This window comes from Bifidobacterium sp. W8112, assembly GCF_016101425.1.
Taxonomy (GTDB): domain Bacteria; phylum Actinomycetota; class Actinomycetes; order Actinomycetales; family Bifidobacteriaceae; genus Bombiscardovia; species Bombiscardovia apousia.
In genome coordinates, this window is sequence record NZ_JACFQN010000001.1 from 585,472 (window position 1) to 607,184 (window position 21,713).

The 21,713-nt window shown below is 62.2% G+C and carries 29 protein-coding genes; all 29 read right to left on the reverse strand.

All coding sequences use genetic code 11. From position 1 onward, the window contains the following. Positions 1-374: 374 nt before the first annotated feature. Complete coding sequence (locus H3T92_RS02435; RefSeq protein ID WP_198189424.1) at positions 375-2,390, reverse strand: ABC transporter ATP-binding protein; 2,016 nt, start codon at positions 2,388-2,390, stop codon at positions 375-377. Then, on the reverse strand, positions 2,380-4,185 hold the full coding sequence (locus H3T92_RS02440) for an ABC transporter ATP-binding protein (protein ID WP_415873689.1): 1,806 nt from the start codon (positions 4,183-4,185) through the stop codon (positions 2,380-2,382). The genes H3T92_RS02435 and H3T92_RS02440 overlap by 11 nt, the downstream gene beginning before the upstream one ends. 338 nt (positions 4,186-4,523) lie before the next feature. Beyond that, on the reverse strand, positions 4,524-5,096 hold the full coding sequence (locus H3T92_RS02445; RefSeq protein ID WP_198189342.1) for an adenylate kinase: 573 nt from the start codon (positions 5,094-5,096) through the stop codon (positions 4,524-4,526). Between the two features lie 243 nt (positions 5,097-5,339). Continuing rightward, positions 5,340-6,668, reverse strand: coding sequence for a preprotein translocase subunit SecY (gene secY / locus H3T92_RS02450; RefSeq protein WP_024626782.1), 1,329 nt, complete (start codon positions 6,666-6,668; stop codon positions 5,340-5,342). Between the two features lie 185 nt (positions 6,669-6,853). After that, complete coding sequence (gene rplO / locus H3T92_RS02455) at positions 6,854-7,318, reverse strand: 50S ribosomal protein L15 (RefSeq protein ID WP_029676013.1); 465 nt, start codon at positions 7,316-7,318, stop codon at positions 6,854-6,856. A gap of 2 nt (positions 7,319-7,320) precedes the next feature. Further along, entirely contained in the window at positions 7,321-7,506 is a 186-nt protein-coding gene (gene rpmD / locus H3T92_RS02460) for a 50S ribosomal protein L30 (RefSeq protein ID WP_045924814.1), read from the reverse strand. After that, positions 7,506-8,267, reverse strand: coding sequence for a 30S ribosomal protein S5 (rpsE, locus tag H3T92_RS02465; RefSeq protein ID WP_045924815.1), 762 nt, complete (start codon positions 8,265-8,267; stop codon positions 7,506-7,508). The genes rpmD and rpsE overlap by 1 nt, the downstream gene beginning before the upstream one ends. Next, entirely contained in the window at positions 8,264-8,635 is a 372-nt protein-coding gene (gene rplR, locus H3T92_RS02470) for a 50S ribosomal protein L18 (protein ID WP_015022343.1), read from the reverse strand. Before rplR ends, rpsE begins: the two co-directional genes overlap by 4 nt. Before the next feature lies 1 nt (position 8,636). Beyond that, positions 8,637-9,176 (reverse strand): 50S ribosomal protein L6, encoded by a 540-nt coding sequence (gene rplF, locus H3T92_RS02475; protein ID WP_144085049.1) that lies wholly within the window; start codon positions 9,174-9,176, stop codon positions 8,637-8,639. A 16-nt stretch (positions 9,177-9,192) separates the two neighbouring features. After that, positions 9,193-9,591 carry a 30S ribosomal protein S8 gene (gene rpsH, locus H3T92_RS02480; protein WP_024626787.1) on the reverse strand — a complete coding sequence of 133 codons (399 nt, stop codon included), beginning with the start codon at positions 9,589-9,591 and terminating at the stop codon, positions 9,193-9,195. Between the two features lie 80 nt (positions 9,592-9,671). Next, positions 9,672-9,857 (reverse strand): type Z 30S ribosomal protein S14, encoded by a 186-nt coding sequence (locus H3T92_RS02485; protein ID WP_015022346.1) that lies wholly within the window; start codon positions 9,855-9,857, stop codon positions 9,672-9,674. Between the two features lies 1 nt (position 9,858). Then, positions 9,859-10,431: a 50S ribosomal protein L5 gene (gene rplE, locus H3T92_RS02490; RefSeq protein ID WP_024626788.1), complete on the reverse strand. Its 573-nt coding sequence runs from the start codon at positions 10,429-10,431 to the stop codon at positions 9,859-9,861. Further along, on the reverse strand, positions 10,428-10,763 hold the full coding sequence (gene rplX, locus H3T92_RS02495; RefSeq protein WP_015022348.1) for a 50S ribosomal protein L24: 336 nt from the start codon (positions 10,761-10,763) through the stop codon (positions 10,428-10,430). The genes rplE and rplX overlap by 4 nt, the downstream gene beginning before the upstream one ends. 1 nt (position 10,764) lies before the next feature. Continuing rightward, positions 10,765-11,133 (reverse strand): 50S ribosomal protein L14, encoded by a 369-nt coding sequence (gene rplN / locus H3T92_RS02500; protein WP_015022349.1) that lies wholly within the window; start codon positions 11,131-11,133, stop codon positions 10,765-10,767. A gap of 79 nt (positions 11,134-11,212) precedes the next feature. After that, positions 11,213-11,479, reverse strand: coding sequence for a 30S ribosomal protein S17 (gene rpsQ / locus H3T92_RS02505; RefSeq protein ID WP_015022350.1), 267 nt, complete (start codon positions 11,477-11,479; stop codon positions 11,213-11,215). Between the two features lie 2 nt (positions 11,480-11,481). Continuing rightward, positions 11,482-11,745 (reverse strand): 50S ribosomal protein L29, encoded by a 264-nt coding sequence (rpmC, locus tag H3T92_RS02510; RefSeq protein WP_015022351.1) that lies wholly within the window; start codon positions 11,743-11,745, stop codon positions 11,482-11,484. Continuing rightward, positions 11,745-12,164, reverse strand: a complete 420-nt coding sequence (rplP, locus tag H3T92_RS02515) for a 50S ribosomal protein L16 (protein ID WP_015022352.1) — start codon at positions 12,162-12,164, stop codon at positions 11,745-11,747. Before rplP ends, rpmC begins: the two co-directional genes overlap by 1 nt. A gap of 3 nt (positions 12,165-12,167) precedes the next feature. After that, positions 12,168-13,013 (reverse strand): 30S ribosomal protein S3, encoded by an 846-nt coding sequence (gene rpsC, locus H3T92_RS02520; protein ID WP_029678066.1) that lies wholly within the window; start codon positions 13,011-13,013, stop codon positions 12,168-12,170. Next, complete coding sequence (gene rplV, locus H3T92_RS02525; RefSeq protein ID WP_045924817.1) at positions 13,013-13,372, reverse strand: 50S ribosomal protein L22; 360 nt, start codon at positions 13,370-13,372, stop codon at positions 13,013-13,015. The genes rpsC and rplV overlap by 1 nt, the downstream gene beginning before the upstream one ends. Before the next feature lie 21 nt (positions 13,373-13,393). Further along, positions 13,394-13,672: a 30S ribosomal protein S19 gene (rpsS, locus tag H3T92_RS02530; RefSeq protein WP_015022355.1), complete on the reverse strand. Its 279-nt coding sequence runs from the start codon at positions 13,670-13,672 to the stop codon at positions 13,394-13,396. A gap of 15 nt (positions 13,673-13,687) precedes the next feature. Then, positions 13,688-14,518, reverse strand: coding sequence for a 50S ribosomal protein L2 (gene rplB / locus H3T92_RS02535; protein ID WP_015022356.1), 831 nt, complete (start codon positions 14,516-14,518; stop codon positions 13,688-13,690). 35 nt (positions 14,519-14,553) lie between these two features. Further along, entirely contained in the window at positions 14,554-14,856 is a 303-nt protein-coding gene (rplW, locus tag H3T92_RS02540; protein WP_015022357.1) for a 50S ribosomal protein L23, read from the reverse strand. A gap of 5 nt (positions 14,857-14,861) precedes the next feature. Continuing rightward, positions 14,862-15,536: a 50S ribosomal protein L4 gene (gene rplD, locus H3T92_RS02545; protein ID WP_015022358.1), complete on the reverse strand. Its 675-nt coding sequence runs from the start codon at positions 15,534-15,536 to the stop codon at positions 14,862-14,864. Positions 15,537-15,540: 4 nt separating this feature from the next. Then, entirely contained in the window at positions 15,541-16,194 is a 654-nt protein-coding gene (gene rplC / locus H3T92_RS02550) for a 50S ribosomal protein L3 (RefSeq protein WP_015022359.1), read from the reverse strand. A gap of 16 nt (positions 16,195-16,210) precedes the next feature. After that, positions 16,211-16,519, reverse strand: coding sequence for a 30S ribosomal protein S10 (gene rpsJ / locus H3T92_RS02555; protein ID WP_006295278.1), 309 nt, complete (start codon positions 16,517-16,519; stop codon positions 16,211-16,213). Between the two features lie 285 nt (positions 16,520-16,804). After that, positions 16,805-19,570, reverse strand: coding sequence for a bifunctional acetaldehyde-CoA/alcohol dehydrogenase (adhE, locus tag H3T92_RS02560; RefSeq protein ID WP_415873690.1), 2,766 nt, complete (start codon positions 19,568-19,570; stop codon positions 16,805-16,807). 304 nt (positions 19,571-19,874) lie between these two features. Then, positions 19,875-20,366, reverse strand: a complete 492-nt coding sequence (rpsI, locus tag H3T92_RS02565) for a 30S ribosomal protein S9 (RefSeq protein ID WP_015022361.1) — start codon at positions 20,364-20,366, stop codon at positions 19,875-19,877. A gap of 20 nt (positions 20,367-20,386) precedes the next feature. Beyond that, a complete protein-coding gene (rplM, locus tag H3T92_RS02570; RefSeq protein ID WP_198189344.1) occupies positions 20,387-20,836 on the reverse strand; it encodes a 50S ribosomal protein L13 in 450 nt (149 codons plus the stop codon). 203 nt (positions 20,837-21,039) lie between these two features. Beyond that, the gene (locus H3T92_RS02575) at positions 21,040-21,672 is read right to left on the reverse strand and encodes an AbrB family transcriptional regulator (protein WP_144085047.1); all 633 of its coding nucleotides are present in this window, start codon (positions 21,670-21,672) and stop codon (positions 21,040-21,042) included. Positions 21,673-21,713 lie beyond the last annotated feature (41 nt).

Genomic DNA, 21,713 nt, shown 5'->3' on the forward strand with positions numbered 1-21,713 from the left:
AGCTCAGACGAAGATCAAACCGCCAGGCTCCAGTCAATGCCATCTTGCCCGTGCCTTCGCGCAGATACGAATTGCCCTGTGGCCCAATTCATCAGACAGCCAAGCACTGATCGCCGAAGTCCAGCAGCCGGTAGTGGCAGACGTTGGATGTACCCGCTCCACATGTGCCTCATGAACCAGCACGCGGAAGAAGTCTTGCCATATGAGGTTTGAGCTGGGTGAAATCAGGTTGGTTGTCGGCGAAGTTCCCAGCCATCAGCTACACTCAGGGGCGGGGCATCAGTCATGTGCCGCCCCGCCCCACTGGTTTTGCTTATTGCCGAATCAAAAAGCCCACCGTACCTTCTGCTAACGTTCGGCAATCCCAGAGTGTCTTACTCCAGTTCCAGGGCTCCGGTGTAGAGCTGGTAGTACTCGCCATGCCTGGTCATCAGCTCATCGTGATTGCCGCGCTCGATGATCCGCCCGTGGTCCAGGACCATGATCACATCGGAGTTGCGAACCGTGGAGAGCCTATGGGCGATCACGAAAACCGTCCGGCCGCGCATCAATGCGTCCATGCCCTGCTGGACCACCTCCTCGGTACGGGTGTCGATTGAGGAAGTGGCTTCGTCCAGGATCATGGCCGGAGGATCGGCCACCGCCGCCCTGGCAATCGAGATCAGCTGTCGCTGACCCTGGGACAGTCCGCTTCCATCCCCCTCAAGAACGGTCTGGTAGCCCTGGGGAAGCATGCGGATGAAGCTGTCGGCGTTGGTCATCCTGGCAGCCTCGATACACTCTTCGTCTGTAGCGTCCAGGCGCCCGTAGCGGATGTTGTCCAGGACAGTGCCTGTGAAGAGGTTGACATCCTGCAGGACAATGCCCAGGGAGCGGCGGAGGTCAGGCTTGCGGATATTCCTCACATCGATCCCGTCATAGAGGATCTGGCCCTGCTGGATGTCATAGAAACGGTTGATCAGGTTGGTGATCGTGGTCTTGCCGGCACCAGTGGCACCGACCAGCGCCACCTTCTGCCCGGGCTTGGCGAACCAGGTGATGTCGTGCAGGACAGGCTTGCTCGGGTCATACCCGAAGCTGACGTCGGTGAATCGCACATCCCCCTGGAGGAGGGTGTATCGCCCATCCGGGGAGGTGATGGCCTGATCCTTGGCCTTCAGGGCCACATCACGGGCATCGCCGGGAAGCTTCATGGCGGCCTCCAGCGAGCGCCTGCCGTCGTCATCCGCCTCGCGCTTCCAGGCCCAGTGCCCTGTCTCATGGTCGACTGGGGTCATGGTCCGGCCGTCCGAGGCCAGTTCGACGCTGACCAATCTGACCGTGCCCTGGTCGGACTCGACGGGCTGATCCATCAGGTCGAAGATCCGGGAGGCGCCTGCCAGGGCCATCATGACCATGTTGAACTGCATGGAGACCTGGCCGATGGGGTTGATGAAGGAGCGGGACAGGGTCAGAAGGGAGACGATGGTTCCCAGGGTCAGCGGCCCAGCCCCGGTCAGTCCTACATTGCCCATGCCCGCGATGCCGGCCAGACCGCCCACGATGGCCAGGATGACATAGAGCAGGTAGCCCATGTTGCCCACGACCGGCATGGTGACGTTGCCGTAGGTATTGGCCTGGGCCGAGGCCTGGAAGAGCTCCTGGTTCCTCTCCTCGAAGACCTTGGCGGTGGCATCCTCATGGTTGAAGACCTTGATGACCTTCTGCCCGTTGACGGCCTCTTCCACAAAGGCGTTCACCTGGCCCAGATAGCGCTGCTGGTGAACGAAGTACCGGCCGCTTCGGGTGACCAGAACCCGGACCACCACAATAAGGACCGCCGCGAAAACCAGGGTCAGGACGGTGAAGGGGATGGAAAGCCAGAGCATGGAGATCAGGGCTGCCAGGGCGGACAGGACCGAGGAAACCATCTGCGGGAAGGACTGGGAGATGGCCTGACGGAGGGTATCCGTGTCGTTGGTGTAGCGACTCATGGTGTCGCCATGCTCATGGGTGTCGAAGAAGCCGATGGGCAGCTCCTGCTGGTGGGCGAACATCTGGTCGCGGATGGTCTTCAGGGTGCCCTGCTCCACCTTGACGATCAGCCAGTTCCAGAACCAGGAGCAGAAGGTCCCCACTGCATAGAGGCAGCCCATCAGGATCAGGGTCCTCATCAGCGGTCCCCAGTCAGGGTCGGCGGCCCCGACCAGCGGCAGGATGTAGTGGTCGATCAGCGGCTGGAGGAAGAAGGCCGATGCCGCCTGGGCCCCGGCGCTGATGATGATGCAGACCACGATCACCGCCAGCTGCCAGCGGTAGGCAAGCAGGTAGCCCAGGATGCGACGGGTCGTTCCCGGCGCGGCCTTGTCCAGGCGGGGCTTGCGGTCCTTGAATGATCCGTCACTCATGATCCTTGTCCTCCTCGCTCTGGCTCCTGGTCTGTGATTCATAGATGGATCGGTACTCCTGACATGTTTGCAGGAGTTCCTGGTGGGTGCCCTTGTCGAGAATCCTGCCCTCCTCCAGGACCACGATCATGTCGGCGTCCTCCACAGAGGCCAGACGCTGGGAGATGATGATCTTGGTGGTGTCAGGGATTTCCTGGCTGAAGGCGCGGCGGATCAGCTGGTCGGTTTTGGTGTCCACAGCGCTGGTCGAGTCGTCCAGAATCAGAATGTCGGGCTTCTTCAGCAGGGCCCGCGCTATGCACAGACGCTGTCGCTGGCCGCCAGAAAGGTTGGTGCCGCCCTCGTCCAGACAGGTCTGATAGCCATCAGGAAACTCCCGCACGAAATCGTCGGCCTGGGCCAGTGTGCAGGCGCGCACCAGATCTTCGTCCGTGGCCTCAGGGTTGCCCCAACGCAGGTTCTCGGCGATGGTCCCGGTGAACAGGACATTCTTCTGGAGCACCATGGCCACCTGGTCGCGCAGGACGGTCAGGTCGTACTGGCTCACGTCCACGCCGCCCACCTGGAGGGACCCCTCGGTCACGTCGTAGAGACGGGGGATGAGCTGGACCAGGCTGGACTTGGAGGAGCCGGTCCCGCCCACGATGCCCAGGGTGGAGCCCGAGGGAACCTGCAGATTGATGTGGCTCAGAACGGGACGTTCGGACCGCTCCGAGTAGCGGAAGGTCACATCCTGGAAGCTGATGGAGCCGTCGGCCACCTTCATGACCGGCTTGGCGGGATCATGCACGGTGCTGACCTCGTTGAGCACCTGGCAGATGCGCTCGGCCGAGGCCTGGGAGATGACGACCATGACCACGATCATGGAGACCATGTTCATGGCCATCATGATCTGGATGGCATAGGTGACCAGGGCGGTCAGATCTCCTGTGGTAAGCCCCAGGGCGGCATTGTTCCCGGATGCCACAATTTGGGAGGCGCCCATCCAGGATATGACCAGCAGAGAGGCGTAAATACAGAAGTTCAGCAATGCCGGGTTCAGGCTCATGATCCGCTCGGCCTTGCAGAAGGCCCGGTAGATGGCCGAGGAAATACCGTTGAATTTGCGCTCCTCGTAGTCTTCACGGTTGTAGGACTTGACCACTCTGATGCCCTGAAGGTTCTCGTCTACCACGTTGTTGAGGTGGTCGTAGGTGTGGAAGACCCGCTCGAAGATGGGATGAACCAGCAGGGACAGACCAATCAGACCGAAGCCCAGGATGGGGATGGCGACCAGGAAGACCAGGGATATGGGTCTGGAAATCCTATAGGAAAAGAGCCAGGCCACAATGACCATGATCGGCGCCCTGACTCCCACTCTGATAACCATCTGATAGGCATTCTGCAGGTTGGTCACATCGGTGGTCAGCCTGGTGATGATGGATCCGGTTGAGAAGCGGTCGATGTTGGTGAAGCTGAAGGACTGCACCTTGGCGAACAGATCGCTGCGGACATTCTTGGCCAGGCCGGAAGAGGCGATGGCCGCATACCGCCCGGACATGAATCCGGAGAACAGGGAGACGGCCGAGCAGGCCAGCAGGATCAGCCCGAATTTGAAGATGGCCGGCATGGACCTCCCCGAGACCCCTTGGTCAATCAGGGAGGCCATGATGGTGGGGATCACAATCTCAAGGACGCTCTCCAAAAAGACGAAAGCCGGAGCCAGAAAACTGGCCTTCCGGTATTCGCGCAGGGAGCGCAGAATGGTTCGGATGGTGTGCTTTGGACGCGCTGGTTCCTGCTTATCCGATCTGACCACGGATACCGTAGACCCCTTCAAGTGGACCTCTTCTGTTTCTATACTGATTGCTCTATCTTTTACGGCCTATCACCGACATGCATTTACCCCCTAGCAAGAGGGCATGAATGCCCCAAGGCTATCACCCTGTCCGCCGGTGTTGGGCGGACGCACATGGATTTCCGCCCTCCACAAAAAGAAGCTGTCATGCCCCTGGGGGTCATGCAGCTTCTGTGCCTCATATAGTCGTATCAGCAAGTCTTACCAGTGTGTTCTGAACAAGGCACGCTTGGTCTTGCTCATCACCTGGCATCAGTTGATTGCGGCGGCGGCAAGCCTCTCGCCTGACAAGCTATGAATTAACGCTTGTCCAGCTGCGCGATAATCTCCTTGGATATCTGATCGACCTCACCCTGGCCGTCCACTGCGACCAAAAGGCCACGGCTCTTGTAGGTATTCAGCAGGGGGGCAGTCTCCTTGGCATAGATATCCAGCCGCTTGGCTATGGCCTCGGGGGTATCGTCTGCTCGCCCCTCCTCCTTGGCCCGCTTGGCGATGCGCTGCATGAGCACGTCATGGTCGGCGTCCAGGGCCACCACAGCCGTCAGCGGAGTGCCCAGCTCTTCGAGCATCTTGTCCAGCGCCTCGACCTGGGATGCCGAACGGGGGTAACCGTCCAGAATCCAGCCCTGGGCCGCATCATCCATGCCCAAGCGGTCCTTGACGATCGTATTGGTCAGCTCGTCTGGAACCAGCTCGCCCTTGTCGGTGTAGGCCTTGGCCTGCTTACCCAGCTCGGTTCCGTTCTTCAGGTTGTAGCGGAAAATGTCACCAGTGGATATGGCCGGAATCCCATAATGCTTGCTGAGCAAGGCCGCCTGCGTGCCCTTGCCTACACCTTGAGGTCCCATAATCAACAGTCGCTGTGCCATTCCCAATCCTTTGCTTGATGTTCTTGGTCTGCAGTCCTAGGCGGACCAACCGCGAAGAACCCTCTTTACCGTATGCTAGCGGCTGCCCGCTCCAAGAGCAGGTTCCGCTCGCTAAAACTCACACGAACAGTCTTCCTGACGCAGGCCTGACACACAATGGTCCGGCTCCCTGCCAGCAAGTGACAGGGAGCCGGACCTTCATCTGTTTGGATTGATACCACCTGCAGGTATTCGACCGAAGGGTCAGCCCTCCTTGTGATCGCCCTCCAGCAGGAAACCGGTGTACTGGAACTGCTCGGTCTGCGCCCTGGCCTGGCGCAGGGTGTCCAGACCGACGCCGGCGATAATCAGTATGGTGGTCCCGCCGAAGGGCAGCTTGGAGTTGATCTTCAGCAGCATGATCAGCACCGTGGGAATCAGGGCCACAAAGAGCAGGTAGATGGCTCCGACCGTGTTCAGCCGGTTCATCACGTATGACAGGTACCGGCTGGTGGCCCGTCCGGCCCTGATGCCGGGGATGAAGCCGCCGTACTCCTTCATGTTGTCGGCCGTCTCATCGGGGTTGAAGGTGATGGAAGTGTAGAAGAAGCAGAAGAAGACGATCATGACCGAGTAGAGCACGATGTACCAGACCGAGGTCGTGTTGGCCATGTTGGCATTGATCCACTTGACCCAGTTCTGATCGGACTTGCCGAACTGGGCGATAAGGGTGGGAATAGCCAGGATGGAGGAGGCGAAGATGGGGGGAATCACGCCTGACATATTGATCTTGAGCGGCAGGTAGGTGGAGGACCCGCCGTACATCTTGCGGCCGATCATCCTACGGGTGTACTGGACGGGAATGCGGCGCTGCGCCAGCTCCACGTAGTCGACCAGAATCAGGATGACCACCAGGACGGTCACCACAATGCCGAATTTGACCCAGTCGCCGTTCTTGCCGTTGGTTCCCCAGCCGATGTTCCAGAGCTGCGGCAGGAAGCCGGAGCAGATGGAGATGAAGATCAGGACGGACATGCCGTTGCCAATGCCCTTGTCGGTGATCAACTCGGCCATCCACATGATCAGACCCGTGCCGCCGGTCATAATCAGGACCATGACGACCAGATTCCAAACGGAACTGTCAGGAATGACCTGTTGCTGGCAGGCCCCGTTGAAAAGCGCACCGTTGCGGGCTGTGACCAGAATGGTCGTGGACTGCAGCACGGCCAGACCGATGGTCAGATACCTGGTGTATTCGGTCAGCTTGGCCTCGCCGGACTGCCCCTCCTTGTGCAGAGCCTCGAAGCGGGGAATGACCACGCGCAGCAGCTGCACCACGATGGATGCGGTGATGTAGGGCATAATGCCCAGTGCGAAGATGGACAGCTGCAGCAGTGCTCCGCCGGAGAACAGGTTTACCAGACCGATGAAGTCCTCATTGCCGGCCGTGGTGATGCACTTCTGCACGGAAGGATAATCCACGCCTGGGGTAGGTATGAACGACCCAATGCGATAGATGATGATGATGCCAAGAACGAAGAAGATTTTCTTCCTCAGCTCCTTGGTCTTGAAGGCCTGGATTAACGTCCTCACCTAAGTTCCCTCCCTACGCGACCGCGCGTTGGTCTCGGTGCATCGCACCTTCTTGCTCCGACCAGCTTAACCGATGGTTCCGTCAAATCATGATGGCAACCGGGTCGGAAACGAATTCCGGCCCCCGCCCGCTTGGAGCGGGGAGGGCCGGAATCATCTGCCTTGCGGTCTGTCCCCTGCGAGTATCAGTTCTCGGAGACGGACCCGCCTGCGGCTTCTATCTTGCTTCTGGCCGAGGCCGAGGCCTTGACGCCCTTGAGGGTGAAAGCGGCCTTGACGTCGCCGTCACCCAGGACCTTGACAGGGCGGCCCTTGCGAACGGCTCCCTTGTTGACCAGATCCTCGACGGTGACCTCGCCGCCCTTGGGGAAGAGTCCTTCCAGGGCACCCAGGTTGACCACCTGGTACTCCTTCTTGAAGGGGCTCCTGAACCCGCGCAGCTTGGGCAGCCGCATGTACAGGGGCAGCTGGCCGCCTTCAAAGCCCGGACGGACCTGATAGCGTGCCTTGGTGCCCTTGGTGCCACGACCGGAGGTCTTGCCCTTGGACCCCTCGCCGCGACCTACACGGATGCGGTCGCGCTTGGCGCCCGGAGCCGGACGCAGGTCATGCATCTGCAGGATGGTGGGCTCTTGCTTGTCGCTGGCCATAATCAGTCTGCCTCCTCTACGTTCACCAGGTGGCGGACCTTGTCGGCCATCCCCCGGTAGACGGGGGTGTCCTCACGCAGGACGGTCTGGCCGATCTTGTGAAGGCCCAGCGACCTGACGTTCTCCTTCTGGCGGTCGGTGGCATGAGCCACGCCCTTGACCAGGGTGATCTTGATCTGCTTGGTCATCACTCACCTGCCTTCGACTGCTCGTCAGCCTTGGCCTTGGCCTCTTCGCGCTCCTTGCGCTCGTCGGCGATGCCGGCGGCACGTGCGCGCAGGAGGGAGTCGGGGGCGACCTCCTCCAGAGGCAGACCACGGCGTGCCGCGATCTCCTCGGGCTCCTCCAGCTGCTTCAGGGCAGCCACAGTGGCCCGCACCATGTTGACGGCCGTGGCCGATCCCATGGACTTGCTCAGGATGTCGGTGATGCCGGCGCACTCCAGGACGGCGCGGACCGGACCGCCGGCGATAACGCCGGTTCCGGGGGCCGCAGGCCGCAGGAGGACAGTGCCGGCCGCATCGTGGCCTATCACGGGGTGGGTGACGGTGCCGCGGATGCGGGGAACAGTGAACATGTGCTTCTTAGCGTCCAGCTGACCCTTGGAGATGGCTGCCGGAACCTCGCGGGACTTGCCGTAGCCAACGCCCACAGTGCCCTTGCCGTCGCCCACGACCACCAGAGCCGCGAAGCTGAAGGTTCGACCGCCCTTGTGGACCTTGGACACACGGTTGATGGTCACGACCCTGTCGAGCATGTCGTCACGGTCGTCGCGATCGCGACGGCCACGACGACCATCCCTGCGGCCGTCACGGGAACCGCCACGACGACCACCGCGGCGATCATCGTTCCGGTCGTTCCGGTCTCTTCTGCCACCCTGGCTGGACTGAGCGTTTGTGGAATCTTCAGTCACCTGGGTTGTTTCCTTTGTCGTTTCGTTGTCGCTCACAGTGCCAAACCTCCCTCACGGGCGCCTTCCGCAACCGCTGCGACCCTTCCGTGGTACTTGTTGCCACCACGGTCGAAGACCACGGTGGTGATGCCGGCCTTCTTGGCCTTGGCCGCGATCTGCTCGCCCACCTTGCGGGCAGCCTCGGTCTTGGTGCCCTTGAAGGAGCCGTAGTCCGAAGCCATGGTCGACTCGCTGACCAGGGTGACGCCCCTGGTGTCGTCGACGATCTGGGCGATCATGTTGCGGTTGGTCCGTGTGACCACCAGACGGGGACGCTCTGCCGTGCCGGAGACGTGCTTGCGCAGACGGGCATGGCGGCGCAGACGGGCGATCTTCTTGCCTTTGCCTAGTATCGAGACCGTCATATCACTTACCAGCCTTTCCAGCCTTGCGCAGGATGTGCTCGTCCGCGTACTTGATGCCCTTGCCCTTGTAAGGCTCGGGTGCACGCAGGGCGCGGATATTTGCCGCAGCCTGGCCGACAGCCTGCTTGTCGATGCCGGAGACGACCACTTCGTTGGCGTTCGGCGTCTCGAAGGTGATGCCCTCCGGGGGGTCGACAGTGATGGTGTGCGAGTAGCCCAGCGAGAACTCCAAGGACTTGCCCTTGGCGACCACGCGGTAGCCGGTGCCGACGATCTGCAGGTGCTTGCTGTAGCCCTTGGAGACGCCTTCGACCATGGAAGCCACGATGGAGCGGCTCAGTCCGTGCTTGGCCTTGGTGGTGCGATCCTCGTCGGCCGGGGTCATGATGATCTCATTGCCCTCGACCTTGCCGGTGATGCCATCGGGCAGCGTGTACCCGTCGGAGCCCTTGGGGCCCTTGGCGGTGAATTCCTGGCCCTTGAAGGCCACCTCCACACCTGCCGGAACGGCGATGGGGAGCTTACCAATATGCGATGCCATGTTCAGCTCTCCTTTCTCACCATACGTAGGCGACGATTTCGCCGCCGATGCCCCTGTCGAGGCATTCCTTCTGGGTCATCAGTCCCGAGCTGGTCGAGATGATGGCGATTCCCAGCCCGCCCAGGGGCATAGGCAGGGAATCCGACTTGGCGTAGCGGCGCAGACCGGGCTTGGAGACACGCTTGATGCCCTGAATGGACTGGCGTCCATCGGGACCGTACTTGAGCGTGATCTCCAGATCCTGCCCGACACGCGCCTCCTTGGCACGGTAATCGGCGATGAAGCCTTCGCGCTTGAGGATCTGCGCGATGTTCGCCTTGAACTTGGAGTACGGCATGTCGACTGTTTCATGCTTGGCCGCACTCGCATTACGCAGACGTGTCAGCATGTCTGCGATGGGATCTGTCATTGTCATGTGGGCTTATGCCCTTCCTCGCCGTGGTTTCCGCCGCCGGGCAGCAAACTGCCGCGACCGCGGACCTTCAGCGTCGATCTTTACCAACTGGACTTCGTCACACCCGGCAGCTCGCCGCGATGGGCCTTCTCGCGAAGGCAGATGCGGCACAGGCCGAACTTGCGATAGACGGAATGAGGACGACCGCAGACCTGGCAGCGCGTGTATCCACGCACCTTGAACTTCGGCTTGCGTGCCGCCTTGTTTCTCAGAGCGGTTTTTGCCATATCAGTTCTCCTTGAAGGGGAAGCCCAGCTGCTTGAGCAGCGCCCGGGCCTCCTGATCGTTCTTGGTGGAGGTCACCACGGTGATATCCATACCACGCTGGTGATCGATCTGATCAGGATCGATCTCGTGGAACATGGACTGCTCCGTGAGACCGAAGTTGTAGTTGCCCTGGCCGTCGAACTGACGGTCGCTGATGCCGCGGAAGTCACGAATGCGGGGCAGGGCCAGGGTCAGCAGACGATCCAGGAACTCCCACATGCGCACGCCGCGCAGGGTGGCGAAGGCGCCGATGGCCTGTCCCTCACGCAGGTGGAACTGCGCCACAGACTTCTTGGCCTTGGTGATCTTGGGCTTCTGGCCGGTGATGGCCGTCAGGTCCTTGACCGCGCCCTCGATCAGCTTGGAGTCACGTGCCGCGGCCCCCACGCCCATGGAGACCACGACCTTCTCGATCCTGGGCACCTGCATGGGGTTGGAGAACTTGAACTCCTTCTCCAGCTCGGGCACGATGCTCTCGCGGTACTGCTGCAGCAAACGAGGGACTGCCGGTGCTTCAACGGTGGTATCGCTCATGACAGCTCCTTGCCTGACTTCTTGGCGAAGCGGGTGCGCACGACCTTGACCTTGCCGTCACGCGCCTCCTCCTTGATGTTTACGCCGATGCGAGTCGGCTTCTTGGTCTCCGGGTCGATGACCATCACGTTTGAGCGATGGATGGGCGCCTCGGTCGGGACGATGCCCGACTCCTGACCCTGCTGGGTGGCGCGCACATGCTTCTTGACGATCTGAATACCCTCGACGATCAGACGGTCATTGGGCAGAATCCGCAGGACCTTGCCCTCCTTGCCGCGATCCTTGCCGCGGATGACCTTGACCTGGTCGCCTGTCTTGATCTTGGCTACCACTTCAGATCACCTCCGGTGCCAGGGACACGATCTTCATGAAGCGCTTGTCGCGCAGCTCACGACCGACCGGTCCGAAGATACGAGTGCCGCGGGGCTCACGGCCGGTGCCGAGGATGACCGCCGCGTTCTCGTCGAACTTGATGTAGGAGCCGTCGTGACGACGATGCTCCTTGACCGTACGGACGACGACCGCCTTGACGACCTCGCCCTTCTTGACCGACCCGCCGGGAATGGCATCCTTGACGGTGGCGACGATCACGTCGCCAATGCCGGCATAGCGTCGCTTCGACCCGCCGAGCACGCGGATGGCCAGGATCTCCTTGGCACCCGTGTTGTCGGCGACCTGAAGCCGCGATTCCTGCTGAATCATTGATTCTCCTTAGCCGCGCTGGTTCTCCGCAGACACCCCGCAACAAGGCGGGATGAAATGCGGAGCCTGGCCGAACTTGTTACTTGGCGCGCTCGACGATGGAGTCGAGACGCCAGCGCTTGGTCTTGCTCAGAGGACGGGTCTCCATGATACTCACGAAGTCGCCCACATGGGCCTCGTTCTTCTCATCATGGGCCTTGACCTTGCGGTTGCTGCGGACGACCTTGCCGTACAGGGGGTGGGTCGAACGCTGCTCCAGCTCTACGGTGATGGTCTTGTCCATCTTGTCGGACACGACGTAGCCGCTGCGAACCTTGCGGAAGTTGCGCTCCTGCTTGTCAGCCATGCTTACTTCTCCTCAGCTTTGCTCTCGGCCTTTGCTTCGGCGGGCTCCTGGCTGATGCCCAGCTCGCGCTCACGCAGGACGGTGTACATCCTGGCGATGTCGTGCTTGACGGCCTTGAGGCGGGAGGTGTTCTCCAGCTGACCGGTGGCCGACTGGAAGCGCAGGTTGAACAGCTCTTCCTTGGACTTCTTCAGGAAATCCTCGATCTCCGCATTGGTCTTTTCATTCAGATTCTTGATGGAATACTCGGCTGTTCCGACTGACATCAGATGTCACCGCCTTCACGTGCAATAATCCGGCACTTCATGGGAAGCTTGTCAGTAGCGCGGCGAAGGGCCTCGCGGGCCACATCCTCGCTCACGCCGCCGATCTCGAAGAGCACCCGGCCGGGACGGACATTGGCCACCCAGAACTCGGGCGCGCCCTTGCCGGAACCCATTCGGGATCCCAGGGCGTGCTTGGTCAGGGGACGATCCGGGAAGACCGTGATCCAGACGCGGCCACCACGCTTGATGTACCTGGTCATGGCGATACGGGCCGCCTCGATCTGCCGGTTGGTCAGGTAGGCCGGAGCCAGGGCCTGGATGCCGTAATCGCCGAAAGCGATCTCGTTTCCGCCCTTGGACATGCCCGAACGACCCGGACGATGCTGCTTGCGGTATTTAGTCCTCTTTGGGATAAGCACGGCTCACTCCTTTGCTTCGGTTGCGACGGGGGCCGAGGCGGTCTGCTCCTGAGCCGCCGCTGGCGGCGCGGCCACACCGCTGTTCTGCTTGGCTGCATCCTGCTCGCGGCGGGTGCGTCCCTCAGAGGGACGAACACCACGACGGGGACGACGATCGCCACGCCGACCGGGGCGGTTGTTCTGCTGAGCCTGCTGCTCCTCGAACTGACGCTCGGTCATGTCGCCCTTGTAGATCCATACCTTGACGCCGATGCGGCCATAGGTGGTCCTGGCCTCGAAGAAGCCGTAATCGATCAGGGCGCGGAGCGTCTGCAGGGGCACGCGGCCCTCGCGGTAGAACTCCGAACGGCTCATCTCGGCTCCGCCCAGGCGGCCGGACAGCTTGATCCTGATGCCCTTGGCTCCGGCGCGCATGGCATCCTGCTGAGCCTTGCGCATGGCCCTGCGGAAGGTGACGCGGTTGGTCAACTGCTCGGCGATGCCCTGAGCCACCAGCTGGGCATCGATGGAGGCGTTCTTGACCTCGAAGATGTTCAGCTGGACCTGCTTGCCGGTGATCTTCTCCAGCTTGGCGCGCACGCGCTCGGCCTCGGCGCCGCGACGGCCGATGACGATGCCCGGCCGGGCGGTGTGGATGTCGACGCGCACACGGTCGCGGGTCCGCTCGATGACGATCTTGGAGACGCCTGCGCGCTCCAGATCCTTGTTCATCTCCTTGCGGATCTTGTCATCCTCAAGGACGAAGTCGCTGTAACGCTCCCCCGCCTTGTTGGAGTCGGAGTACCACTTGCTGCGGTGCTCCTCGGTGATGCCGAGTCGGTACCCAAACGGGTTGATCTTCTGCCCCATTATCGGGCTCCTTCCTTGTCGGCCACCACGACGGTGATGTGGCTGGTCCGCTTGTTGATGCGGGCCGCACGACCCTGGGCGCGGGCTCGGAACCGCCTCAGGGTGGTGCCCTCGTCCACGTAGGTCTCACGAACCATCAGCTCGTTCTCGCGGAAGGGCTGGTTGGCCTTGTCCGCCTTGACACGCGCGTTGGCGATGGCGCTCTCCAGGCACTTGCGAACCGGAACGGCCGCGTCCTGGGGGGCGAACTTCAGAATGGTCACGGCCTCGGTCGCCTGCTTGCCTCGGATGAGGTCGACGACGCGGCGAGCCTTGCGAGGCGTCACGCGAACGTGACGTGCAATTGCCTTAGCTTCCATGTGTCTCTACTCTCCCTCGCCTCAGCGGCGTGCTTTCTTGTCGTCCTTCACGTGACCCCTGAAGGTCCTGGTGGGGGCGAATTCGCCGAGCTTGTGGCCGACCATGGCCTCGGTGACGAAGACCGGGACATGCTTGCGGCCATCGTGCACAGCAAAAGTGTGCCCGATGAAGTCCGGGGTGATCATGGAACGACGGGACCAGGTCTTGATGACGTTCTTGGTGCCCTTCTCGTTCTGCTCGTCGACTTTCTTCTGCAAGTGGGCGTCGACGAATGGGCCCTTCTTGATGCTACGAGTCATCTTTCCGACACTCCCTTACTTGCGGTTCTTACCATTTGGACGACGACGCACGATCATCTTGTTGGAGGCCTTCTTGGGCCTGCGGGTGCGAACCTCGCCCTTGCCCCAGGGAGACACTGGCGGCTTGCCGCCACGAGTACGTCCGCCATGCGGGTGGTCGACCGGGTTCATGGACTCACCACGGGTGATGGGCCTGCGACCCATCCAGCGGGCACGTCCTGCCTTGCCGAGCTGGACGTTGGCGTGGTCGTTGTTGCCGACCTCGCCCACCGTTGCACGGCAACGGGAATCGACGTTGCGGATTTCGCCGGAGGGCATACGCAGCTGGGCGTAGGCCCCGTCCTTGGCCACCAGCTGGACGGCAGCGCCGGCCGAGCGGGCGATCTTGGCGCCGCCCAGGGGCCGCAGCTCAATGGCATGGACGATGGTGCCGGTGGGGATGTTGCGCAGAGGCAGGTTGTTGCCGGGCTTGATGTCGGCCTGGGGACCGGTCTCGATGACGTCACCCTGCTTAATGCCCTGCGGGGCGATGATGTAGCGCTTCTCGCCGTCTGCGAAGTGCAGAAGGGCGATGCGGGCCGAGCGGTTGGGATCGTATTCGATCTCAGCCACCTTGGCGGGCACGCCGTCCTTGTCCCAGCGACGGAAGTCGATGAGGCGGTACTGGCGCTTGTGTCCGCCGCCGCGGTGACGGCTGGTGACGCGGCCATAGGAGTTGCGTCCGCCGGTCTTGCTCAGCTTGCGAACCAGCGACTTCTCGGGCTTGGAGCGCGTGATTTCGGCGAAGTCCGAAACCGAGGCGTTGCGACGGCCCGCGGTCGTCGGCTTGTATGTACGGATAGCCATAATCTAGTTCTTCCTTAACTTTTCTCGGCTAGCCTTCAGTTGTTGGTACCGAAGACATCGATCGACTGGCCCTCGGCCACCTTGACGATGGCGCGCTTCTCGGCGGCGCGACGACCCCAGCCTGTACGGGTCCGGGTCCGCTTGCCCTGCCGATTGAGGGTGTTGACCGATGTGACCTTCACATTGAAGATCTGCTCGATGGCCTGCTTGATGGCGACCTTGTTGGCATCAGGGTCCACCACGAATGTGTACTGGCCGCGGTCCGAGTTGGCGTAGCTCTTCTCGGAGACGACCGGGCGCAGAATGATGTCGTGTGCTGGCTTGTGAATAGCTGCCATGAAAATCAGGCCTCCTTGACGGTCTCGGACTTGGCGCCGCCCTTGACAGCCAGGAAGGCATCGAAGCCATCCTTGCTGAAAACGACATCCTCGGCCGTGACCACATCGTAGGTGTTGAGCTGATCGGCGAAGAGGACATGGACGGTGGGCAGGTTCCTGACGGAGAGCCACTCGTTGATGTTCTCGCGGGACAGCACGACGGTGGTGAATCTGTTGTCGACCAGGGGCAGCAGGGCTGCTTTGGCGGCCTTGGTAGACGGGGTCTCGCCAATGCCGAAGTCGACCACGTGCACGCGCCCGGCGTTGACCCGGTCGGACAGGACGTAGCGCAGGGCTGCGGCCTTCATCTTCTTGGGGGTGCGCTGGGAGTAGTCACGCGGCTGCGGGCCGTGGACAATAGCGCCACCAGTCCACTGGGGAGCACGGATGGAGCCCTGACGAGCGCGTCCGGTGCCCTTCTGCTTCCAAGGCTTGCGGCCGCCGCCGGAGACGGTGGACCGGGTCTTGACCGAGTGCGTGCCCTGGCGGGCTGCAGCCAGCTGGGCGACGACCACCTGGTGGATCAGCGGCACGTGCGAGCGGACATCCTCCTCGGCAATGCCGAAGATCTGCTCGGGTGCATCCACGGTCCCGGTGTTCTTGCCCTGGGCGTCGGTGATGTTCAGAGTCAACTTAGCCATGGTTTCAGGCTCCCTTCACTGCCGAACGAACCAGGACGATGGCGCCGCGGGGCCCGGGCAGGGCACCCTTGATGGCGATGACGCCCTTCTCGGCATCTGCGGAGACGATGGTCAGGTTCTGGACGGTCGAGGTGTCGTGGCCCATGCGGCCGGCCATCCGCTTCCCCTTGAGGATGCGGCTGGGGGTGGCGCATGCGCCGACAGAACCGGGACGACGCTCGTTCTTGTGCGAGCCGTGGGTGCGGCGATAGGACTTGAAGCCCCAACGCTTGATGGTGCCGGCAAAGCCCTTGCCCTTGGTGGTGCCGGTCACATCGACCTCGCTGCCCTCAGGCAGCAGGTCCAGGCCCAGCTCCTGGCCGGGCTGATAGCTGTCGGCATCGGCGGTGCGAACCTCAACCAAGTGACGACGCGGGGTCACTCCGGCCTTGGCGAAGTGGCCAGCCAGCGGCTTGGTCACCTTGGTGGGGTCGATCTGCCCGTAGCCGATCTGGATGGCCTGGTAGCCGTCCTTCTCCTGGTTCTTGACCGCGGTCACCACGTTGGTAGACACATCCACCAGGGTCACCGGGACGAAGAAGCCGTTCTCGTCCCAGACCTGGGACATGCCCAGCTTGCGGCCCAGGAGAGCCTTGCGGTTCCTCTGCTCTTCAGCCATGCGGTTTCCTCCTCCCCTACAGCTTGATCTCAATGTTGACGTCCGCTGGCAGATCGATATGCATCAGCGAATCCACAGCCTTGGGCGTGGGATCCACGATGTCGATCAGACGCTTGTGGGTGCGCATCTCGAAGTGCTCGCGGGAGTCCTTGTACTTATGAGGAGAACGGATGACAACATACACGTTCTTCTCAGTCGGCAGCGGAACGGGGCCAACCACAGTTGCGCCCGCGTTCGTCACCGTCTCGACGATCTTCTTCGCCGATTGGTCGATGACCTCATGGTCATAGGACTTTAGCCTGATGCGGATTTTCTGTCCCGCCATTGCCGTCCGCCCTTTCTAGCGATCTATGAACTGATTACCCAGTCTGTTTCGAGGGCACGGAACGACAGCCGCAGGAGACATTCCTCCCGACAGGCCTCAGCCGGATCCATGCGCAGCCGTGGAGAATCCCGTGGGGATGGGACTCCTCGCTGCACCCGCTATTGTGATTGACAAAATGCGAGCCCAAAACAGGCAACTTTCTTATTAAAGCACGAGGGTTCCCCTAGAAGAATCCGGGCGTGTCGCTCCGCTTCCAGGGGAACCCTCTGCTCAATTCCAGCCCTGTCAGGCCCGCTGGGAGGCCTCCTGGACCACATCCTCGCCCTGGCGGGCAACCCTCATCCGGTGGCCCTCCTCCTGGCTGACCCCGTAGTAGGCAGCCACGGCGATGTCCTTCATGTCTTCAATCAGCGGAATGCGTGGGTTGGCGGGCGTGCACTGATCCTCATAGGCGCGCATGCCGATCTGATCCAAGGACTGCCAGTAGAGGTCCTCGTCCACCCCTGCGGCCTGGAAGGAGGCATCCATGCCCAGGCGCTCATCCCTGTAGGATTCCACCGCACGGGCCAAGAGCTCCACGCCCTCCTCGGGAGTAGCGGATTCGATGCCCAGTACATGGGCCATCTGCCTGTAGCGCTCAGGGGCCACATACTCGCTGTACTTGGGCCAGCTGGTGGGCTCGTCCGGGATGCGTCCGTTGTAGCGGATCACGTAGGGCAGGAGGATGGAGTTGGCCCGCCCATGGGCCACGTGGCAGAGGGCTCCGATGGTATGCGCCATGCCGTGGCACATGCCCAGGAAGGCCGAACCGAAAGCCATCCCAGCCATGGTCGCCGCATTGTGCATCTTCTCCTGGGCGCGCACCTTGGCCTCGCCGCCAGCGGTGCCCACGGCAGGCTCCAGGTTGTCCCAGATCAGCTTGGCCGCGTGCAGGGCCATGGCGTCGGTGTAGTCATTGGCGTAGACCGAAACGAAGGCCTCCATGCAGTGGGTCAGGGCATCGAAGCCCGAGTCGCAGGCCAGCCTCTTGGGCTGGGTGCGGGCCAGTACCGGATCCACGATGGCCACGCTGGGAGTAAGGGCATAGTCGGTGATGGGGTACTTGTATCCGGTTTTATGGTCGGTGATGACCGCGAACGGGGTGACCTCCGAACCCGTGCCCGAAGAAGTGGGGATGCAGACCAGCCTGGCCTTGGTGCCCAGGGGCGGAATCTTGAAGGCCCGCTTGCGGATGTCGAAGAACTTCTCTCGAACATCGGCAAAGGAGATCTCCGGATGCTCATAGAGCAGCCACATGATCTTGGCCGCGTCCATGGGGCTGCCGCCGCCCACGGCGATAATGGTGTCGGGGCCGAACTCATCGCGCATCATGGCCGCACCGCGCTCCACCGTCTCGACGCTGGGCTCCGGCTCTACGTAGTCGATGATGCGGAAGGTGACGGGCTCGGACCTGGCCCGCAGCTGATCGATGATCTTGTCGACGATCCCCAGCTGCTCCATGACCTTGTCGCATACGATGACGGCCCGGCGGATGCCGAACATGTCGCGCAGATAGCGGACGGAGTTGGGCTCGAAGTAGGTCTTGGGGGGCACCTTGAACCACTGCATGTTGTTGTTCCTCCGCGCGATCCGCTTGATGTTGATCAGATTGACCGCCTGAACGTTGCCCGAGACCGAGTTGCCGCCGTAGGAGCCGCAACCCAGGGTCAGGGAGGGGGCGATGGCATTGTAGATGTCGCCGATGCCGCCCAGGGAGCTGGGCTGGTTCCAGACGATCCGGCAGGCGTGCATGCGCTGGCCGTACTCGCGCACCAGCCTCTCGTCGTCGGTGTGGATGGCTGCCGTGTGCCCGGCGCCGTAGCGCAGCATCTGCTCGCAGAGGGAGAAGCCCTCGTCCTTGTTGCGAGCCTTGAGCACGGCCTGAACCGGAGCCAGCTTCTCCAGGGTCAGGGGTTCCATGGGGCCGACCTGGTCGCATTGGGCTGCCAGGATGGTCGCGTCCTCGGGGATCTCGAACCCGGCTTGACGGGCGATGAACTGTGGAGACTTGCCCGGAACCTCGGAATTGAGCCTGGGAGCGGGAGCGTCGGCACCGGCATGGGCCCGTACGCCGAACATGTACTCCTCCAGCTTGGCCTTCTCCTCGGGATTGACGAAGTAAGCCTTGCGTCGCTTCATCTCCTCGATCACCCGGTCATGCACATCCTGATGAGCGATGATGGCCTGCTCTGTGGCGCAGATCATGCCGTAGTCGAAATGCTTGGACAGGATCAGGTCGTTGACGGCCCGGGGCACGTTGACCCTGCGGTCCACATAAGCCGGGGCATTGCCGGCTCCCACACCCAGGGCAGGCTTGCCTGAAGAGTAGGCGGCCTTGACCATGCCGGGGCCGCCCGTGGCCAGTATGGTGGCCACGCCGGGATGCTGCATCAGGGCGCCGGTGGCCTCGACCGAAGGGTGCTCGATCCACTGGATGCAATCGCGCGGAGCGCCTGCCTCAATGGCCGCGTCGCGGACGATCCGGGCCGCCTCCACCGAGCAGCGCTGGGCGTAGGGGTGGAATCCGAAGACGATGGGACAGCGGGTCTTCAGGGCCAGCAGTGATTTGAAGATGGCAGTCGAGGTGGGATTGGTCACCGGAGTCACGCCAGCCACGACCCCCACCGGCTCGGCCACCTCGATGATGCCGTCCACGTCGTTCTCGCTGATGATGCCCACGGTGCGCTGCCTGGCCAGGTAATTGGTCACATGCTCGCAGGCGAAGATGTTCTTGGTGGCCTTGTCTTCCACCAGGCCGCGTCCGGTCTCCTCCACGGCCATCTGCGCCAGCGGCAGGTGCTTGTTCAGGGCCGCGATCGAAGCCTTGGCCACGATCCGATCAACTTGGCCCTGGTCGAGCTCTTCAAAGGCGCGCAAAGCCGACTGTGCGCGGACGACCAGGGCATCAACCTCCCTGCGGGCCATCTCACCACTGTCCGCCCGGCCTTCTTTCCCGCCAGCTGCCGGCTCCTGTACTTGATGCTCATGCTTTTGCTTCTGCGTTCCAGCCACGATATTGGCCCTCCTCATGTTCCGCGGATGCCAGTCAGCACGGCAGACAGTCTCAGACTGTGCCGGTCCACGAAGGACATCCGTCATAACGTGACGAAAGTCACAATATAGACCAGAGGGGGCACTATTGAGCCCCAGGATGAGCGAACGTTCGCTTGAAGCGTGTCGTGTGGGAATTCGTGGTTTTTCTGGTCATTTTCCGCACGCCAACGTGCGCTTTGCCGTTCGCTTCAGCAGGGACCGTCAAGGCATGAAAAATCCCCGGGGTCCATGAGAACCTCGGGGATGGAAGAAACTGCGAACGTCAGCGCTTGGAGAACTGCGGGGCGCGACGGGCCTTGTGCAGACCGGCCTTCTTGCGCTCCACCACGCGGGCGTCACGGGTCAGGAACCCGGCCTTCTTCAGGGCAGGACGGTTGGCGTCCCGGTCGATGGCGTTCAGGGCGCGTGCTACGCCCAAACGGACTGCGCCGGCCTGGCCGGTCACGCCGCCGCCCTCGACGCGCACGACCACGTCGAACTTGTTCTCAAGCTTGAGCAGCACGATCGGCGAGTTGACCTCGCGCTGGTGCAGCTTGCTGGGGAAGTACTCCTCCAGGGTGTGTCCGTTGATGCTCCACTTGCCGGAGCCCGGGATCAGACGGACACGGGCGACGGCCTCCTTGCGGCGGCCGGTGCCGTAGCCCGGCTCGATGGCGGAGGTGCCGGTGCCTGCGCCGGCGTTGGTCTCGGAAGTGTAGGAAGCGCTGGTCTCCTCGGCCTCAAGAACCGCGGAGCTGTTGTTGTTGTCAGCCATGGTGATTATCTCCTCTGGTCCTACTTGGCCTGCTGGGCGACCTGATGGATCTTGTACTCAATAGGCTGCTGCGAGGTGTGAGGATGCTCCTCGCCTGCGAAGACCCGCAGCCTGGTCAGCTGGAACTTGGCCAGCTTGTTCTTGGGCAGCATGCCCTTGACCGCCGTCGTGATGATGCGCTCGGGGTTGTGCTCCATCAACTGCCCGTAGGAGTCGCGACGCAGACCGCCAGGGCGGCCGGAGTGGGTGTAGAGCACCTTGTCGTTCTTGTTGCCCGTCAGCACCATCTTGGACGCGTTGATGACGATGACGTTGTTGCCGGAGTCGGCGTATGGCGCATAGGTGGGCTTGTTCTTGCCGCGCAGCAGATCGGCCACCTGGGCTGCCAGACGCCCCAGCACCACACCGGAGGCATCGACGATATACCAGTCATGTGTCAGATCGGCTGGTTTCGGGGTGAAAGTCTTCACGATTCAACCTTTTCCTTGCATTGTGTTTCGGGCTCTCCGCGCCGCATGCTGCCATGCTGGCCGAAAGCCATGTATTCCGTGGGCTCCCTGAAAGTCCTAGACGGCGAGTGGGAAAAGCGCTTTGAGGACCCCTTAGGGAAACACAACAATCCATTATTGTAACGCCTGAGTGCCGTTCGTCAAAATTCGCGTCGGCCCTAGTTTCAGCGGGAGGCGGCTGCCCGTGCCACCTGCCCGTCCGGATCCTTGCGCAGAGCCTCAAGGGTCGCCTGCCCGGTGTTAGGATTCAGGGCCACGGCCCGGCGCACCATGGCGGCCAGCACGTGGGGGGCATCCTGCTCGTCGCGAGTGCCCAGAGCCCCTAGAAAGTCGAGGGTATCGGCATCGGTGCGCTCGTCCTGGGCGCCCTCCAGACGCATTTTCCAGGAGGTCATGGGGTTGGTCAGCGCGGCATCCCTGACACCGGCGTCCTCGTCCTTGGTGAGCAGACCGGCCAGCCAGTTCTTGTCGTCCTTGTTGGCGGCCACCGCCCGGCGGACCTCAGGGCTGGAATCCTGGGAGAGCTTGACCAGGATATTGGGGAAAGGCATGGTCTGTGCCAGGTAGACCCTGTCCTCCACGGGCGTATGCTCATTGCCGGCCACCGCCTCCAGCAGTGCCGTGAAGCGTGAGAAGGCGGCCTGGTCGGACCTGTCGGGCAGGGGGCTGCGGGCGAACTCGTGCAGCTCGGCCGTATCCGTGGAGTGCCTGAGCCTTTCATAGAACACGGTCAGGGCCTCGTGGGGCTTGCCGGCTGATGGGGATTCGGTTTCCGGTTGGTCCTGGGGATTGGTCATGCGGCCAGCTTAGGTCGTCTCCTTGATATCAGACCCGGCCC

What these genes read in the sequence shown, in the direction of transcription:
- H3T92_RS02445 (WP_198189342.1), bottom strand. Translation starts at nt 5,096, where the DNA reads ATGGCACAGCGACTGTTGATTATGGGACCTCAAGGTGTAGGCAAGGGC.
- rplO (WP_029676013.1), bottom strand. Translation starts at nt 7,318, where the DNA reads ATGGCCAGCGACAAGCAAGAGCCCACCATCCTGCAGATGCATGACCTG.
- rpmD (WP_045924814.1), bottom strand. Translation starts at nt 7,506, where the DNA reads ATGACCAAGCAGATCAAGATCACCCTGGTCAAGGGCGTGGCTCATGCC.
- rplR (WP_015022343.1), bottom strand. Translation starts at nt 8,635, where the DNA reads ATGACGGTCTCGATACTAGGCAAAGGCAAGAAGATCGCCCGTCTGCGC.
- rplF (WP_144085049.1), bottom strand. Translation starts at nt 9,176, where the DNA reads ATGGCATCGCATATTGGTAAGCTCCCCATCGCCGTTCCGGCAGGTGTG.
- rpsH (WP_024626787.1), bottom strand. Translation starts at nt 9,591, where the DNA reads ATGACAATGACAGATCCCATCGCAGACATGCTGACACGTCTGCGTAAT.
- H3T92_RS02485 (WP_015022346.1), bottom strand. Translation starts at nt 9,857, where the DNA reads ATGGCAAAAACCGCTCTGAGAAACAAGGCGGCACGCAAGCCGAAGTTC.
- rplE (WP_024626788.1), bottom strand. Translation starts at nt 10,431, where the DNA reads ATGAGCGATACCACCGTTGAAGCACCGGCAGTCCCTCGTTTGCTGCAG.
- rplN (WP_015022349.1), bottom strand. Translation starts at nt 11,133, where the DNA reads ATGATTCAGCAGGAATCGCGGCTTCAGGTCGCCGACAACACGGGTGCC.
- rpsQ (WP_015022350.1), bottom strand. Translation starts at nt 11,479, where the DNA reads ATGGCTGACAAGCAGGAGCGCAACTTCCGCAAGGTTCGCAGCGGCTAC.
- rpmC (WP_015022351.1), bottom strand. Translation starts at nt 11,745, where the DNA reads ATGTCAGTCGGAACAGCCGAGTATTCCATCAAGAATCTGAATGAAAAG.
- rpsC (WP_029678066.1), bottom strand. Translation starts at nt 13,013, where the DNA reads ATGGGGCAGAAGATCAACCCGTTTGGGTACCGACTCGGCATCACCGAG.
- rplV (WP_045924817.1), bottom strand. Translation starts at nt 13,372, where the DNA reads ATGGAAGCTAAGGCAATTGCACGTCACGTTCGCGTGACGCCTCGCAAG.
- rpsS (WP_015022355.1), bottom strand. Translation starts at nt 13,672, where the DNA reads ATGACTCGTAGCATCAAGAAGGGCCCATTCGTCGACGCCCACTTGCAG.
- rplB (WP_015022356.1), bottom strand. Translation starts at nt 14,518, where the DNA reads ATGGCTATCCGTACATACAAGCCGACGACCGCGGGCCGTCGCAACGCC.
- rplW (WP_015022357.1), bottom strand. Translation starts at nt 14,856, where the DNA reads ATGGCAGCTATTCACAAGCCAGCACACGACATCATTCTGCGCCCGGTC.
- rplD (WP_015022358.1), bottom strand. Translation starts at nt 15,536, where the DNA reads ATGGCTAAGTTGACTCTGAACATCACCGACGCCCAGGGCAAGAACACC.
- rplC (WP_015022359.1), bottom strand. Translation starts at nt 16,194, where the DNA reads ATGGCTGAAGAGCAGAGGAACCGCAAGGCTCTCCTGGGCCGCAAGCTG.
- rpsJ (WP_006295278.1), bottom strand. Translation starts at nt 16,519, where the DNA reads ATGGCGGGACAGAAAATCCGCATCAGGCTAAAGTCCTATGACCATGAG.
- rpsI (WP_015022361.1), bottom strand. Translation starts at nt 20,366, where the DNA reads ATGGCTGACAACAACAACAGCTCCGCGGTTCTTGAGGCCGAGGAGACC.
- H3T92_RS02575 (WP_144085047.1), bottom strand. Translation starts at nt 21,672, where the DNA reads ATGACCAATCCCCAGGACCAACCGGAAACCGAATCCCCATCAGCCGGC.